The sequence below is a fragment of the Micromonospora sp. TSRI0369 genome, from assembly GCF_001905625.1.
GTDB lineage: Bacteria > Actinomycetota > Actinomycetes > Mycobacteriales > Micromonosporaceae > Micromonospora > Micromonospora echinospora_A.
Genome location: NZ_LIVU01000005.1, coordinates 166,116 through 181,306, shown reverse-complemented (window position 1 = coordinate 181,306; position 15,191 = coordinate 166,116). Strand labels below are relative to the sequence as shown.

Here is a 15,191-nt window from a genome sequence, read left to right as displayed (position 1 = left end):
CCATGACGAACCCCTCGACGCTGTATCGCGGCGGAGTGCTGCACTGTCCGGCCGACCCGAGCGCGACCGCGCTGCTGGTGCGCGACGGGCGGATCGCCTGGCTGGGCACGGACGCGGACGCGCCGCGGGCGGACCGGGTGGTGGAGCTGGGCGGTGCGCTGGTGACGCCGGCGTTCGTCGATGCGCACGTGCACGCGACGGATACCGGGTTGGCGTTGTCGGGGCTGGATCTGTCGGCGGTGCGGTCGGCGGGTGAGCTGCTGGAGGCGGTGTCGGCGTTCGCGGCGGGCCTGCCGGGTGACGCGGTCGTGCTGGGGCACGGCTGGGACGAGTCGGCCTGGGCGGACCCCTCGTTGCCGGACGCGGCGGCGCTGGACCGGGCGGCCGGTGGGCGGCGGGTGTATCTGTCGCAGGCGTCGATCCATTCGGCGCTGGTGTCGGCGGCGTTGCTGGCGGCATGCCCGGAGGTGGTGTCGGCGGCCGGGTACGAGGCGTCGGGATGGTTGCGGCGTGACGCGCACCATGTGGTGCGGGCGGCGGCGTTCGCGTCGGTGACGCGGGCGCAGCGGGTGGCGGCGCAGCGGCGGGCCCTGGAACACGCGGCGTCGCTGGGTGTCGCGGCGGTGCACGAGTGCGGTGGTCCGGACATCTCCGACGAGGAGGACTTCACCGGGCTGCTGGCGATCTCGGGGGCCGGGGTGCCGGAGGTGTACGGGTACTGGGGTGAGCTGCTGGGGGCGGCGAAGGCGCGGGAGCTGGGCGCGGTGGGCGCGGGTGGGGACCTGTTCGCCGACGGGGCGCTGGGGTCGCGGACGGCGCACGTGTCGGCGGCGTACCTGGACGGTGAGGCGGGGGCGTGCGGGCACGGGTACGTGTCGGCGGAGCAGGTTCGTGATCATCTGCTGGACTGTGCGGCGCACGGGTTGCAGGGCGGGTTCCACGCGATCGGGGACGCGGCGATCGGGACGGTCCTTGCGGGGTTCGGCCTGGCGGCGCGGTCGCTGGGTGTGGACCGGTTGCGGGCGGCGCGGCACCGGGTGGAGCACGCGGAGATCATGAGCAAGGCGTTGATCGCCGGGTTCGTGGAGTACGGGATCGTGGCGTCGATGCAGCCGGCGTTCGACAGGTTGTGGGGCGGCGCGGGCCGGATGTACGAGTCGCGGCTGGGGTTGGCGCGGTCGCTGGAGTCGAATCCGATGGGCGCGATGCACGGGGTCGGGGTGGCGTTGGCGTTCGGGTCGGATTCGCCGGTGACGCCGCTGGATCCGTGGGGTTCGGTGCGGGCGGCGGCGGCGCATCACAATCCGGCGCAGCGGATGAGTGTGCGGGCGGCGTTCGCGGCGCACACGCGCGGCGGCTGGCGGGCGGTGCACCTGGACAACGAGGGTGTGCTGGCGTTGGGGGCCCCGGCGACGTTCGCGGTGTGGGACACCCCGGCGGGGGTGGAGCGAGGGCTGCCGGTGGTGCAGGCCGAGGATCCGGAGTTGCGGGGCGCGGACGATCCGACGCCGCTGCCGGTGTGCCGGGCCACTGTGTTGCGCGGTGACGTGATCTATCAGGAAGGGTCTTCGTGACAGGCAAGCTTGGGCTGGATCCGGCGTTGGTGGCGCGGGCGCGGGAGTTGGCGCGCCGGGCCGGGCAGCCGGTGGTGGATCTGGCGCGTAGCCACACGACGGTGTCGGTGGAGCGGGCGGTGCTGCGGCTGGCCGGGGTGACCGGCGCGGATCCGGACGGCATTCCGTGGGTGAACCGGCTCGTGGACGCGGTGGTCGCGGACGTGGGTCTGGGGCACGGGGTGGCGGCGCCGGTGTTCGACGCGCTGGCGCGGGAGGGCATCGCGGATGTGACGTTGCTGGCGCAGAAGGCGGCGGCGGGGTCGGTGCGGTTCGGGCAGCCGTCGGGGAAGGCGGCGACGGCGGCGCGGCGGGCGTCGCGCAAGGCGGTGGCGGCGGGGATCCGCAGCATCGACCGGCGGCGTGCGGAGCGGGACCGCCTGGTGAAGCGGTTCGGGGATCCGGCGCGGCGGCCGTGGATCTACCTGATCGTGGCGACGGGTGACATCTACGAGGACATTCCGCAGGCGCAGGCGGCGGCGAGGGCCGGCGCTGATGTGATCGCGGTGATCCGGTCGACGGGGCAGTCGCTGCTGGACTACGTGCCGGAGGGGGCGACCCGGGAGGGGTTCGCGGGCACGTACGCGACGCAGGAGAACTTCCGGCTGATGCGGGCGGCGCTGGACGAGTCGTCGAAGGAGCTGGGCCGGTACGTGCGGCTGACGAACTACGCGTCGGGTCTGTGCATGCCGGAGATGGCGACGCTGGCCGGCCTGGAGCGGCTGGACATGATGCTCAACGACTCGATGTACGGGATTCTGTTCCGCGACATCAACCCGATCCGGACGTTCGTGGACCAGCGGTTCTCGCGGCAGGTGCACGCGCGGGCGGGGATCATCATCAACACCGGTGAGGACAACTACCTGACCACCGCTGATGCGGTGGACGAGGCGCACACGGTGACGGTGTCGCAGTTGCTGAACGAGTTCTTCGCGCACGAGGCGGGGCTGGCGGACTGGCAGTTGGGGCTGGGGCACGCGTTCGAGATCAACCCGGATGTGCCGGAGTCGTTGCGGTTGGAGCTGGCGCACGCGTTGCTGGCGCGGGAGTTGTTCCCGGACGCGCCGTTGAAGTGGATGCCGCCGACGAAGCACATGACCGGTGACGTGTTCCGGGGCAATCTGCTCGACGGGTTCTTCAACCTGGTGGGCACGATGACCGGGCAGGGGATTCTGCTGGTGGGGATGATGACCGAGGCGGTGGTGACGCCGTGGTTGTCGGACCGGGACATCGCGTTGCAGAACGTGCGGTACGTGCTGGGCGCGGCGGGCGGGTTGCACGAGGACTTCGTGCCGGCGCCGGGCGGGTTCATCCAGGAGCGGGCGCACCGGGTGCTGGGTGAGGCGGTGGATCTGCTGGAGCGCATCGGGGACCAGTCGTTGCTGACGGCGATCGCCGAGGGCACGTTCGGGATCATGAAGCGGCCGGCGGACCGCGGGAAGGGCCTCGACGGGGTGGCGCGGCACGAGGCGGACTACTACAACCCGGCCACCGAGATCCTGGAGGTGGCGGCGTGAATGAGAAGACCGTCGTGCGGCCGTACGGGGACACCACCGGTGACGGCATGGTGCAGGTGTCGTTCACGTTGCCGGTGCCGCACGACAAGCGGGCCGAGGGCGCGGCGGTGCAGCTCGCCAACAAGATGGGCATGGACCCGGCGATGCTGGTGCACGCCAAACCGATCGGTGACGGGTTCACGTTCTTCGTGGTGTACGGGCGGGTGAACCACCTGGTGGACCTGGCGAAGGTGCAGGTGGTGGAGCGTGACTATCCGCTGCTGTCGGCCAAGGAGGTCAACGCGGTGGTGAAGCGGCGGCTGCGCCGCAAGCTGTCGGTGGTGGGCGCGTGCATCGGCACCGACGCGCACACCGTCGGCATCGACGCGATCCTCAACGTCAAGGGCATCGCCGGGGAGAAGGGCCTGGAGTACTACCGGGAGCTGAAGGTCACGAACCTCGGCGCGCAGGTGAGCGTGCCGGAGCTGGTCGAGGCGGCCCGGCGGGAACGCGCCGACGCGGTGCTGGTGTCGCAGGTGGTGACGCAGCGCGACGCGCATCTGCACAACACGCGGGAGATGTCGGCGGCGTTCCGGGAGGCGATGCCGGCCGGGCGGCGGCCGCTGCTGATCGTCGGCGGGCCGCGGTTCGACGAGACGATGACCGGCGAGCTGGGCGTGGACCGGATCTTCGGCCGTGGCACCACTCCGGGCGAGGTCGCCAGTTACCTCGTCCACGCTTTGATCACTTCCAGGAAGGCGAACGCCGCATGAGCGATCCGCGTGTCGGTCTGACAGTCACCCACCGCCGGTACGTGCCGTACTCCCACGCCCACTACGCGGGGAACCTGGTCGACGGGGCGTACGCGCTGGGGTTGTTCGGGGACGTGGCCACCGAGGTGTGCATCCGTACCGACGGCGACGAGGGGTTGTTCGCGTCGTACGCGGATGTGCAGTTCCGGGCGCCGATGAAGGCCGGTGACGTGCTGGAGGTGACGGCGACTGTGACCCGGGTGGGCACCCGCAGCCGCACGATCGACTTCGCCGCGACGGTGGTGTGCCGGGGCCGCCCGGACCAGGGTGAGTCGGCCGCCGAGGTGCTCGACGAGCCGATCGTGGCGGTCACCGCGACCGGCACGGTGGTCGTCCCACAACGGCCGTGAGCGTCGTCGTCTGCGCCGACGTCGGGTCGACGTACACGAAGGCGGCGGTGGTGGACCTCGACGGCGGCCGCCTGGTCGCGGCGGCGTCCGCGCCGACCACTGTGGGCACGGATGTGCTGCACGGCCTGGACGCCGCGGTCGGCGCGGCCCTCGCGTCGGCCGGGGTCGCTGAGGCGCCCTGGTACGTGTGTTCGTCGGCCGGGGGTGGGCTGCGCCTGGCGGTGGTGGGTTACGAGCCGCTCGTGACCGCTCAGGCGGGCCGGCGGGTCGGTCTGTCGGCGGGCGCGAACGTGGTGCACGTGGCGGCGGGACGCCTGTCCGGGGCGGACGTGTCGGCGTTGCGGGCGGCCCGCCCGGACGTGGTGCTGCTCGTGGGCGGCACCGACGGCGGCGACGCCGAGACGGTGACGCACAACGCGACGCGGCTGGCGAAGGCCCGCTTCCGGGTGCCGGTGGTCCTCGCCGGCAACGCCGACGTGCGCGACAACCTGCACGCGTTGCTGGCCGGTGCGGGAGTGCCGGTGACGGTGGCGGGCAACGTGCTGCCCCGCATCGGGGTGCTGGAGCCGTCCTCGGCGCGGGCGGCGATCCGCGAGGTGTTCCTGCGGCACGTCATCGGCGGCAAGAAACTGTCCCGGGGTACCCGGTTCGCGCGGCTGGTCCGCGCCGCCACCCCGGACGCGGTGCTCACCGGTGTGGAGGTGCTTGCCGGCACCCTCGGCGGTGACCTCGCAGTGGTGGACGTGGGTGGCGCCACCACCGACGTGTACTCGGTGCTCACGCCCGACGAGCGGGACAGCGGCCCGAGTCAGGAGGTCGCCGGGACGCTGTGGCGGGCCCGTACCGTCGAGGGGGATCTGGGCATGCGGTGGAGCGCGCCGGGTGTGGTGCGCGCCGCGGTCGAGGAGCGGCTGCTCGACCCGGCCGGCGAGGCGGAGCTGGCGGCCGCGGCGGCGGTGCGGGCCGCCGACCCGGGGTTCCTGCCCGCCGGTGACGCGGACCGGGCCGCGGACCGGCGCATCGCGGCCCTCGCCGCGACTGTGGCGTTGCGGCGGCACGCCCGTGGGGCGGCGACGGGGGAGCGGGCCGGGCGGGACCTGCGGGAGGTGAAGCTGCTCGTCGGTTCCGGAGGGGTGCTGCGGCACGCCGACCCGGGCGACGCGGCGGCGGTGCTCGACGCGGTGCTCACCGACCACGCGGGCGGGTGGGCGTTGCCGCGGGCGGCCCGCCCGGTCGTCGACGTGGACTACGTGCTGGCCGCCGCGGGGCTGCTCGCCGCCGACCATCCGGGTGCGGCGGCGGCGATGCTGCGGCACCACCTCGGCGCCTGAACCGCGCTCAGGAATCGAGACGCGCCGACGCGACACGCCGTGTCGCAACACACGACAGGCCCGGGTGGGTTGACAGCGGCGGGGGTCCACGCCGTACCGTCTTTGAGTCCTACCACGGGAAGCGGCTGTTGTTCGCTTCGTCCCTTCGTCCGCTGGCCGAGCGACCGGAAGGTTGCGGCGGCCAGGTCCAGCGGGCGGGGGTCGGCGGGGCGGCGCGAACCGGCCGCGGTTACCGGTGTACGGGCAAGGTGAGAGGCACGGCCAGTAGACAACGGCCAGGCGGGGGCAGCCAGTCCGCGTCGGGTCGGTCCGAAGGTCGGCGCCGATCGTCTTCGCCCCACCGGCCGGGAAGGGCCTGGGAGCATCGGGGCGCGGCTTCGGCCGCGCCCCGATTTCATCCCCCCGATACCCCCGTCGGCGGCCCGGCCCTCGTCAGCGGCCCAGCCGCCGGTAGCGGCGCACCGCCGCCGGGGCGGCCACCGCGATCAGCGCCAGCGGCCAGGCGATCGCCAGTTCCAGCGCGTGCCGGGCCGGCCACGAGTCGCCGCCCAGGCCCGGGTTGCCGAACAGGTCCCGGGCCGCCGCCACCGTCGCCGACAGCGGATTCCACGCGGCGATCGCACCCAGCCAGTCCGGCATCAGCTCCGGCGCCACGAACACGTTCGACAGGGCGGTCAGCGGGAACGCCAGCGGGAACACCACCACCGCCACCGTGTCCGGGTTCGGCACCAGCAGCCCGAACAGGATGCCCACCCAGGTCATCGCGACACGCAGCAGCAGGATCAGCGCCACCGCGGCCAGCGCCGGGCCGACGCCGTCGCGCCACTGCCAGCCCACCAGCAGCCCGCACACCACCAGCGTGGTCATCTCCAGGCAGGCCCGTACCAGGTCGGCGCCGGCGCGGCCGGACAGCAGCGCCGAGCGGGCCATCGGCAGTGACCGGAATCGGTCCACCACGCCCCGGCCGGCGTCCGCCGCGATCGCCGACGCGGTCGCGCCGAGGCCGTAGAGCATCGTCATCACGAACACCCCGGGCAGCAGGAACTCCCGGTAGTTGCCGCCGCCCGGCACGGCCATGCCGCTGCCGAACACGTAGCCGAACACCAGCACGAACATGATCGGCAGGCTGAAGTAGATGATGATCTCCTCCGGGGCGCGGACGACGTGGCGCATGTTCCGCCCGGCCATCAGCCACCCGTCGGCGAGCGCCCTCACGACGCCACCCCCACCCGCTGCGCGTCGGCGCCGGTGAGGCGCAGGAACGCCTCGTCCAGCGTCGGCCGGCGCACCAGCACGTCCTCCACCGCCACCCCGGCGTCCTCCAGGGCCCGCAGCACGGTCATGAGCACGGCGATCCGGTCGGTCACCGGCGCGTCGACGCGGCGCAGCTCGGCGTCCACCGTCACCGCCGTGCCGGTGGCGCGTTCCACCACGGCGGCCGCGGCCGGCAGGTCCGCCGCGTCGCGGACCACCAGCTCCAGCCGGTCCGCGCCGATACGGGCCTTCAGCCGCTCCGGCGTGCCCTCGGCGACCACCCGGCCGGCGTCGATGACGCACACCCGGTCGGCGAGGTGGTCGGCCTCCTGCAGGTACTGGGTGGTCAACAGCACCGTGGTGCCGTCGGCGACCAGTTCCCGCACCGCCGTCCACAGACCGTTGCGGCTGCGCGGGTCCAGGCCGGTGGTCGGCTCGTCGAGGAACAGCACCCGCGGCGGCACCACCAGCCTGGCCGCCAGGTCCAGGCGGCGGCGCATCCCACCGGAGTAGCCGCCCGCCGACCGGTCGGCCGCCTCGGTCAGGCCGAAGCGGTCCAGCAGTTCCTCGGCGCGGTCGCGGGCCCGGCGCGCGGACAGCCGGCGCAGCCGCCCGAACAGCACCAGGTTCTGCCGCCCGCTGAGCACCTCGTCGACAGCCGCGTACTGGCCGGTCAGGCTGATCGCCTCACGGACCCGGTCCGGGTCGGAGGCGACGTCGTACCCGGCCACCCGGGCCCGGCCGGCGTCGAAACGCAGCAGCGTGGTGAGGATCCGCACCGCAGTGGTCTTGCCGGCGCCGTTGGGGCCGAGCACCCCGTACACGGTGCCGGCCGGCACGGCCAGGTCGAAGCCGTCCAGGGCGGTGGTGCGGCCGTACCGTTTTCGTATCCCGTCGGCCAGCACGGCCGTCGTGTCGTCGCTCATGCCGGTCAGCGTCACCGGCGCCGCTGACCGGTCGCGTACCGCGCGCGCACCGGGCCGTGCCGCGCCGGTCAGCGCCCGTCGACAAGCGCCAGCGCCCGCTGCCGGGGCAGGTTCGCGCCCCGGGCGTACGCGGTGGCGAACGCCCGCTCACCCAGGTGTTCCCGCAGCGTGACGGCGGTGGGTGTGCCGGCCGGGGCGTCGGCCGCGCCGGTGCCTGCGAGCAGCGCCGCCGCCGCGCCCAGCAGCCGGGCCGCCGACTCGGGGTCGCCGTCGCGCAGCAGCGGCCCGGCCAGCCCGTCGGCCGCCGCGGCCACCACCGGCACGTCCCACACGCCGACGCCGGCGGTGAGGACCTGCCGGTAGTGGGCGCGGGCCGTAGCCGGGTCGCCGGTGGCCTCGGCGAGCTGCCCGAGCGTCACCAGCGCCGCGAGCCGCACCACATCGGCGCCGAACCAGCCCGACGGGCAGTGCGCGACCGCCTGTTCGCACAACGTCCGCGCGCGCTGCGGGTCGCCGTCGCGGCGGGCGATCTCGCCGAGCCCCAGGTACGCGGCGGCGACCAGCTCCGGCGCGCCGGCCGGCCCGGCGATGCGCCGTACCCGCCCGAAGTCCTCGGCCGCGCCGGTCAGGTCACCGGCGGCGAGCCGCCCGTCGGCGCGGGTCCGCAGCAGTTCCGCCAGGTCCAGGGTGGAGCCGAGCTGCTCGGCCAGCTCCAGGGCCTCCGCCATCGGCGCGGCCGCCGACGCGACGTCACCGGTGCGGTAGGCCGCCTCGGCGTGGGTGGACAGCGTCACGATCATGCCCCAGCGGTCGTCGAGGGCCCGGAAACCGGCCAGCGCGCCGTCCAGCTCCGCGCGGGCCTGGGTGTGCCGGTTGTGCAGCAGACTGACCATCGCGGTGCCCAGCAGGCCCAGCGCCCGGCTCCACGGGTCGGCGCCAAGCAGCCGGTCCCGGACGGCCTGCTCGTGCAGCGCCGCCGCGTCCTGCGGCGACGGGGGGCCGCTGGCCATGCCGGACAGGTAGAGCAGGAAAGGATGCCGGGGCGGCCGGGCCATGGTCCACAGGATCCGCGACGCGGCGTCGACCTCGCCGCGCTCGCCGCCACCGGCCAGCGTGGCGATCAGCAGGGCCAGCGCGTACTCCTCGGCCAGGCCGTCGGGCGGTCCGTCGAGCCGGTCGACCAGCCGCCGGGCCAACGCCGCGCCCTCCCCGCGCAGGCCCCGCAGCCACCAGTAGAACGCCAGCGCCGCGACCAGCCGCAACCCGGTCGCGGTGTCCGCGTGCCGCAGCGCCGCGTGCAGGTCGTCGCGTGCGGCGTCGAGGCGGCGCAGCCACCGCTCCTGGCCGCCGCCGCGCAGCGCCGCGTCGCCGGCCTGTGCCAGATCCAGGAAGTACGCGGCGTGCGCGTCGCGGATCCGCCCGGTCTCGCCGCGCTCCGCCAGCCGGGCGGCGGTGAACTCGCGGATCGTCTCCAGCATCCGGTACCGGCCACCGGTCGCTTCCACCAGCGACTTGTCCACCAGGCCGGCGAGCACGTCCAGGACGTCTCCGCCGTCCGGCGCGCACACCGCCTGCACGGCGGCCAGGTCGGCGACGCCGGCGAACACGCTCATCCGGGCGGCCAGGCGCCGTTCCGGCTCGTCGAGCAGGTCCCAGCTCCACCCGACCACAGCCTCCAGCGTGCGGTGGCGGGGCGCGGCGGTGCGGTCGCCGCGGCGCAGCAGCCGGAACCGGTCGTCCAGCCGGGCCGCGACCTGCGAAACCGGCAGGGCCCGCAGCCGCGCCGCCGCCAGTTCCAGGGCCAGCGGCAGCCCGTCGAGGGTGCGGCAGATCCGCAGCACCGCCGGGGTGGTGTCGGCGTCGAGGGCGAACCCGGGCGCCACGTCGGCGGCCCGGTCGGCGAACAGCCGCACCGCCGGGTATGCGGCTGCCGTCTCCGGTGTGCCCGGTGCGTCCGGGGTGGCCAGGCCGCCGACCGGGCACAGCGCCTCACCGGTGAGGCCCAGCGGCTCCCGGCTGGTGGCCAGCACCCGCAGTCCGGGGGCGGCGGCGAGCAGCCGGGCGGTCAGCCGGGCCGCATCGTCGATGACGTGCTCGCAGTTGTCGAGCACCAGCAGCAGGCGCCGGCCGGCCAGCGCCGCCACCAGCCGGTCGGTGAGGTCGCGGGGCCCGTCGGGGGCGCGCAGCCCGGCGTCGCGCAGGTCCAGCGCGGTCAGCACCGCCGGCGCGACCGGCGAGCCGGGCGTCACCGCGGCCAGCTCCACCAGGCACACCGCCCCGTCGTGCCGGGCCGCCGCGGTGGTGGCCAGCCGGGTCTTGCCGGCGCCGCCCGGCCCGTGCAGCGTCACCAGCCGCGCCGAGGCGAGCAGCTCCTCGACGCGCCGCAGCTCCCGTTCCCGGCCGACGAAGCTGGTCAGCGGGGAGGGCAGGCGCGCCGGTGGCGCGGGGTCGTCGCGCAGCAGCGTGGCGTGCAACGCGACCAGCTCCGCCGACGGGTCGGCGCCCAGCTCCTCGGCCAGCACCCGGCGCGCGTCGGCGTACGCGGCGAGAGCCTCGGCGCGGCTGCCCGCGCCGTGCAGGGCGCGCATCAGCAGACCGTGCAACTGCTCCCGCAGCGGATGCGCCGCCACCAGGGCCCGCAGCTCGGCGATCAGCGGCGCGCCGGGTGGCGCGAGCGCCAGATCCGCCGCCACGCGGTCCTCGATCGCCGCCAGGCGCAGCTGGCGCAGCCGGGCCGCCTCGGCGTCGGCGAACGGCGCCCCGGTGACGTCCGCGAGGGGTTCGCCGCGCCACAGGTCGAGCGCTTCGCGCAGCAGCGCCGCCGCGCCGCGCGGATCGCCGTCGGCGAGCGCCGCCCGTCCCGCTGCGGCCAGCCGGGTGAACCGGTGCACATCCACCCGCTGCGGGTCGACGGCCAGCCGGTAACCGGCCGGGCCGAACTCGATGTGCGCGCCGGGCAGCAGCCGCCGCAGCCGTGACACCTGCGACTGCAGGGCGTTCGCGGCCTGCTCGGGGGGCCGGTCGCCGTAGACGCCGTCGATGAGCCGCCGCGGCGGCACCGTGCGGTCGGCGTCGAGCAGCAGCAGCACCAGCAGGGCGCGCAGCCGCTCACCGGCGACAGGAAGCGCGCTGCCGTCGGCCGCGTACGCCTGCGTCGCGCCGAGCACACCGAACCGCATGGGCCCGATTGTCGCCTGCCGGGGCGCGCGGCGGCACGTCGCACCCCGCCGGTGGCGCGCCCCACACCGGTTCGGCCGGGCGCCGCCGCGGGCGGGTAGCCTTCGGCCCGTGATCGTGGTGAGGTGCCGGTGACGACGCTGGACCGGGAACAGCCGCGTGCCACCGACGGGGCACGCGGGGACGGCGGCGCTCGGCCGCTGCCGCTGACGCTGGCCGTGCCGGCCGCCGTGCTGGCCGGGGTGGCGCTGCTGCTGGCGTTCCCGCCGTACGGGATGTGGCCGCTGGCGCCGGTCGGGGTGGCGCTGTTGGCCGCCGCCGCGCACCGGCGGCGGTTGCGCGCCGGCGCCGGGCTGGGCTTTCTGACCGGGGTGGCGCTGTTCGCGCCGCTGCTGGAATGGACGAACCTGCACACCGGCTACCTGCCGTGGGCGCTGCTGTCGCTGCTGCAGGCCGCGTACCTGGCGCTGCTGGGCGCCGCCACCGCCTGGGTGTCGCCGCTGGCCGACCGGCACCGGACGGTGTGGCCGCTGCTCACCGGCGTGCTGTGGGTGGCGCAGGAGGCGCTGCGCGACCGGACCCCGTTCGGCGGGTTCCCGTGGGGGCGGCTGGCGTTCAGCCAGGACACGTCGCCGCTGCTGCGGCTGGCCGCGCTCGGCGGCGCGCCGCTGGTCACGTTCGCGGTCGCGGTCGCCGGCGGGATCCTGGTCGCCGTGGCCTGGCGGGACTGGCGTCGCGCGCCCGGGCAGTGGCGTCCGGTGGCCGGGCTCACCGCCGCGCTGGTCGCGCTGCTCGCTGCCGGACCGGCAGTGCCGGCCGAGGTACGCGGCGCGGGCGGCACCGTCACCGTCGCGATCGTGCAGGGCAACGTGCCGCGCCTCGGGCTGGACTTCAACGCGCAGCGGCAGGCGGTGCTGAACAACCACGTCGACGCCACGCTGGAGCTGGCCGAACGGGTCACCGAGGGCGGGCAGCCCCGCCCCGACCTGGTGGTGTGGCCGGAGAACTCCAGCGACATCGACCCGCTGCGCAACCCGGGCGCGGGGCAGCGCGTCGCCCAGGCCGCCGACGCGATCGGCGCGCCGATCCTGGTCGGCGCGGTGCTCGCCGGCCCGGAACCGGGGCAGGTGCGCAACGTGGGGCTGCTGTGGCGGCCCGGCACGGGCGTCGACCTGGACCAGACGTACGTCAAGCGGCATCCGGTGCCGTTCGCCGAGTACGTGCCGCTGCGTTCCGTCGCCCGCATGGTCAGCTCGCAGGTCGACCGGGTCAGCTCCGACTTCGTCCCCGGTGACCGGCCCGGCGTGGTGGACGCCGGCGCGGCGGTCCTCGGCGACGTGATCTGCTTCGAGGTCGCCTACGACGGGATCGTCCGGGACACCGTGACCGGCGGCGCGCAGCTGCTGGTGGTGCAGACAAACAACGCCACGTTCGACGTGGCCGAGGCCCGCCAGCAGCTGGCCATGGTGCGGTTGCGGGCGGTGGAGCACGGCCGGGCCGCGTTGATGGCCTCCACGGTCGGGGTGTCCGGGTTCGTTTCCCCCGACGGGCGGGTAGACGGTGCGACCGGGTTCAACACCGCCGCGGTGGTGGTGCGGCAGATGGAACTCGGCAACGGGCGTACCCCGGCGACGACGGCCGGGGTGTGGCCGGAGGTGGCGCTCACGGCGCTGGCGGTCGCGGCCCTGGCCGGCGCGGCTGTGCTGCGCCGCCGCCGGGAGGTCGCTCCCGGCTGAGCCGACGAGCGGGAGGCGGTGCGACGGTGGCGGTGACAGCCGACAGGCGGACGGCCGGCCATCCCGGTGTGGGGCGGGTCCTCGTGGTCGTCCCCACCTACAACGAGGCCGACAACGTCGAACGGATCGTCGCCCGGGTACGCGCGGCGGCGCCGGCTGTCGACGTGCTCGTCGCCGACGACAACAGCCCCGACGGCACCGGCGCGATCGCCGACACCCTCGCCGGGAACGACCCGCGGGTGCACGTGCTGCACCGGGCGGGCAAGGAAGGGCTGGGCGCGGCCTACCTGGCCGGTTTCGCCTGGGCCCGGGCACGCGGCTACGACGCTGTGGTGGAGATGGACGCCGACGGCTCGCACGCGCCGGAGGACCTGCCGGCGCTGCTGGACGCCGCCCGCGACGCCGACGTGGTGATCGGCTCCCGGTGGACCCGCGGCGCGCGGGTGCTGAACTGGCCGTGGCAGCGGCTGCTGCTCTCCCGCGTCGGCAACCTGTACGCGCGACTGGCGCTGGGCATGCCGGTCAGCGACGCCACCGGCGGCTACCGGGTGTACCGGGCCAGCGCGCTGGACGCCATCGACCTGGACTCGGTGCGCTCCCAGGGGTACGCGTTCCAGGTGGAGCTGTCCCGGCTGGCGCACCGCGCCGGGGTACGCATCGTGGAGGTGCCGATCACGTTCGCCGAGCGGGAACACGGCGACAGCAAGATGAGCCCGCTGATCGTGGCGGAGGCGCTGTGGCGGGTCACCCGGTGGGGGGTGCGGGACCGCCTGGCGACCGTGCAGGCCCGCCCGGACGCGCTCGCCCGCTGGCCTTGAGCCGGGGCGTGTCATGCTTGAGGGGCGTGATGACCCCGGGCGGATGAGGTGAGATGCGCCGAGGACTGAAGTACGTACCACCGGCCCTGCTGCTGCTGACGCTGCTGGAGCTGGCCGTTTTCGTGCTGGTCGGCCGGGCTGTCGGGTTCGGCGCGGCGGTGCTGCTGGTGTTCGGGGCGTCCCTGCTGGGCCTGGTGCTGCTGCGCCGCGAGGGCATGCGGGCGTGGCGGGGTTTCCGGGCCGCGGCGCAGGCCGGCCGGCCGCCGGGCCCCGAGGTGACCGACGGGCTGGTGGGTCTGCTGGGTGCGCTGCTGCTGGCGATGCCGGGCCTGTTCAGCGGCGTGGTGGGCCTGCTGTTGCTGCTGCCGCCGCTGCGCCGGCTGGCCGGGGGCGGGGTGCGCCGGGCCACCGAGCGGCGCGTGTCGTCGATGGTCGCCGGTGACCTGTTCGGGCCGCGCCGGGTACGGGTGTACCGGGGCGCGCCGCAGCCGACCCCGCAGCCCACACCGTCGCCGTCGCCGGGTCCTTCGCCGTCGCCCCAGCCGGTCACCGACCCGGGCAAGGCCATCGAGGGCGAGATCGTCGACCGCTGACGCGCTTCCCGCCGTGCCATCAGCTTGATCGACTCCATTTCGCCGAGGTGGCGGCATCAAGGCACGCGAGATACCGCCACCTCCCCGAAGTGGCGGCCCGACACTTGCACTGGCACGGCGGATCAGGGCACAGGGCGAGCCTGCCCTCACCCGCCCCACCTCATGATCGACGCCAGCTCGGCGAAGTGGTGGCATCACCGCCGCCCGGATGCAGCCACCTCCCCGAACTGGCGGCCGGTTGCCGACCAGGCGCACGAGTCGACACCACGCGCGGCGGATCGCCGCCCGTGGCACCCCGACCACCCATGATCCACGCCAGTTCGGGGAAGTGGCGGCATCAAGGCACATGCCATACCGCGACCTCCCCGACGTGGTGGCCCGTTCACCAGCCCTCGGGCGCGCGAGCCAGCACCGCGGGCGGCGGCCCTGCGCCAGCCCGGCCGGCCCTGCCCGGCCTCGTGATCAAACACCGGATCGGGGGAGTGGTGGCATCACCGTGGTCCGGATACCGCCATATCCCCGAAGTGGCGACTGTGCTCACCCGGGCAGGAAAACGCCCCCGGGGGATCCCGGGGGCGTTTTCGGTCATTACGGGAGATGCTCAGGCGCGGCCGCGACGGGTCCGGACCTCCTGGAGCCGCTCGGCGAGGATGTCCTCCAGCTCGGCGATCGAGCGCCGCTCCAGCAGCATGTCCCAGTGCGTACGCGGCGGCTTGGCCTTCTTCTGCTCCGGCTCGGTGCCGTCGACCAGGCGGGCGACGCTGCCGTCGAACTTGCACTCCCAGGTCGTCGGGACCTCGGCGTCGACGGCGAACGGCACCTCGAACTGGTGGCCCTTGGCGCAGAGGTACTCGCGGGTCTGGCGCGGCGCGAGCTCCGTGTTGCGGTCGGATTCGTAGCTGACCGCGCCCAGCCGGCTACCGCGCAGCATGCGCTCGCCCATGATCGACTTCCCCTCGTCCGTGGTGCTGGTCTTCAGGTGTAACGGCCGGTCACCGTTCGCCCATTCCCCACCCACGTCGGCAGGGCCGTATGCGGGTCGGAAGAACCAAGGGTAACCGGCCATGACAGCTGCCCGGCGGGGT

General features: G+C 74.9%; 12 protein-coding genes. 8 read left to right on the top strand and 4 right to left on the bottom strand.

The window, feature by feature from the left end; genetic code table 11:
- The first annotated feature begins 2 nt into the window (after positions 1-2).
- Genes AMK25_RS18075 through AMK25_RS18055 form a run of 5 tightly spaced genes read left to right on the top strand, consistent with a single transcriptional unit; the run spans position 3 to position 5,602 of the window.
- The gene (locus AMK25_RS18075; protein ID WP_073829535.1) at positions 3-1,574 is read left to right on the top strand and encodes an amidohydrolase; all 1,572 of its coding nucleotides are present in this window, start codon (positions 3-5) and stop codon (positions 1,572-1,574) included.
- Positions 1,571-3,130, top strand: a complete 1,560-nt coding sequence (locus AMK25_RS18070) for a lysine 5,6-aminomutase subunit alpha (protein ID WP_073829534.1) — start codon at positions 1,571-1,573, stop codon at positions 3,128-3,130. The genes AMK25_RS18075 and AMK25_RS18070 overlap by 4 nt, the downstream gene beginning before the upstream one ends.
- Positions 3,127-3,882 carry an OAM dimerization domain-containing protein gene (locus AMK25_RS18065; protein WP_073829533.1) on the top strand — a complete coding sequence of 252 codons (756 nt, stop codon included), beginning with the start codon at positions 3,127-3,129 and terminating at the stop codon, positions 3,880-3,882. Before AMK25_RS18070 ends, AMK25_RS18065 begins: the two co-directional genes overlap by 4 nt.
- The gene (locus AMK25_RS18060) at positions 3,879-4,271 is read left to right on the top strand and encodes a hotdog domain-containing protein (protein WP_073829532.1); all 393 of its coding nucleotides are present in this window, start codon (positions 3,879-3,881) and stop codon (positions 4,269-4,271) included. Before AMK25_RS18065 ends, AMK25_RS18060 begins: the two co-directional genes overlap by 4 nt.
- Positions 4,268-5,602 (top strand): glutamate mutase L, encoded by a 1,335-nt coding sequence (locus tag AMK25_RS18055; RefSeq protein ID WP_073829531.1) that lies wholly within the window; start codon positions 4,268-4,270, stop codon positions 5,600-5,602. Before AMK25_RS18060 ends, AMK25_RS18055 begins: the two co-directional genes overlap by 4 nt.
- Positions 5,603-6,034: 432 nt before the next feature.
- Here the strand turns inward: AMK25_RS18055 and AMK25_RS18050 are convergent, their stop codons facing one another.
- From AMK25_RS18050 to AMK25_RS18040, 3 genes are all read right to left on the bottom strand, one after another.
- Complete coding sequence (locus tag AMK25_RS18050; protein ID WP_073829530.1) at positions 6,035-6,817, bottom strand: ABC transporter permease; 783 nt, start codon at positions 6,815-6,817, stop codon at positions 6,035-6,037.
- Positions 6,814-7,782, bottom strand: a complete 969-nt coding sequence (locus AMK25_RS18045) for an ATP-binding cassette domain-containing protein (protein WP_073829994.1) — start codon at positions 7,780-7,782, stop codon at positions 6,814-6,816. The genes AMK25_RS18050 and AMK25_RS18045 overlap by 4 nt, the downstream gene beginning before the upstream one ends.
- Before the next feature lie 68 nt (positions 7,783-7,850).
- Positions 7,851-10,961, bottom strand: coding sequence for an ATP-binding protein (locus tag AMK25_RS18040; protein ID WP_073829529.1), 3,111 nt, complete (start codon positions 10,959-10,961; stop codon positions 7,851-7,853).
- Between the two features lie 138 nt (positions 10,962-11,099).
- Here AMK25_RS18040 and lnt point away from each other — a divergent pair, with 138 nt between their 5' ends.
- From lnt to AMK25_RS18025, 3 genes are read left to right on the top strand one after another with little or no spacing between them, the layout of a single operon-like run.
- A complete protein-coding gene (gene lnt, locus AMK25_RS18035; RefSeq protein ID WP_241826428.1) occupies positions 11,100-12,695 on the top strand; it encodes an apolipoprotein N-acyltransferase in 1,596 nt (531 codons plus the stop codon).
- A 26-nt stretch (positions 12,696-12,721) separates the two neighbouring features.
- A complete protein-coding gene (locus AMK25_RS18030; RefSeq protein ID WP_073829528.1) occupies positions 12,722-13,513 on the top strand; it encodes a polyprenol monophosphomannose synthase in 792 nt (263 codons plus the stop codon).
- Positions 13,514-13,566: 53 nt separating this feature from the next.
- Positions 13,567-14,106, top strand: a complete 540-nt coding sequence (locus AMK25_RS18025) for an FxsA family protein (RefSeq protein WP_073829527.1) — start codon at positions 13,567-13,569, stop codon at positions 14,104-14,106.
- Positions 14,107-14,707: 601 nt separating this feature from the next.
- On the opposite strand, the gene AMK25_RS18020 is transcribed toward AMK25_RS18025, so the two are convergent.
- Positions 14,708-15,049, bottom strand: a complete 342-nt coding sequence (locus AMK25_RS18020; RefSeq protein WP_007070998.1) for an RNA polymerase-binding protein RbpA — start codon at positions 15,047-15,049, stop codon at positions 14,708-14,710.
- Positions 15,050-15,191 lie beyond the last annotated feature (142 nt).

What these genes read in the sequence shown, in the direction of transcription:
- AMK25_RS18075 (WP_073829535.1), top strand. Translation starts at nt 3, where the DNA reads ATGACGAACCCCTCGACGCTGTATCGCGGCGGAGTGCTGCACTGTCCG.
- AMK25_RS18060 (WP_073829532.1), top strand. Translation starts at nt 3,879, where the DNA reads ATGAGCGATCCGCGTGTCGGTCTGACAGTCACCCACCGCCGGTACGTG.
- AMK25_RS18045 (WP_073829994.1), bottom strand. Translation starts at nt 7,782, where the DNA reads ATGAGCGACGACACGACGGCCGTGCTGGCCGACGGGATACGAAAACGG.
- AMK25_RS18040 (WP_073829529.1), bottom strand. Translation starts at nt 10,961, where the DNA reads ATGCGGTTCGGTGTGCTCGGCGCGACGCAGGCGTACGCGGCCGACGGC.
- AMK25_RS18025 (WP_073829527.1), top strand. Translation starts at nt 13,567, where the DNA reads ATGCGCCGAGGACTGAAGTACGTACCACCGGCCCTGCTGCTGCTGACG.
- AMK25_RS18020 (WP_007070998.1), bottom strand. Translation starts at nt 15,049, where the DNA reads ATGGGCGAGCGCATGCTGCGCGGTAGCCGGCTGGGCGCGGTCAGCTAC.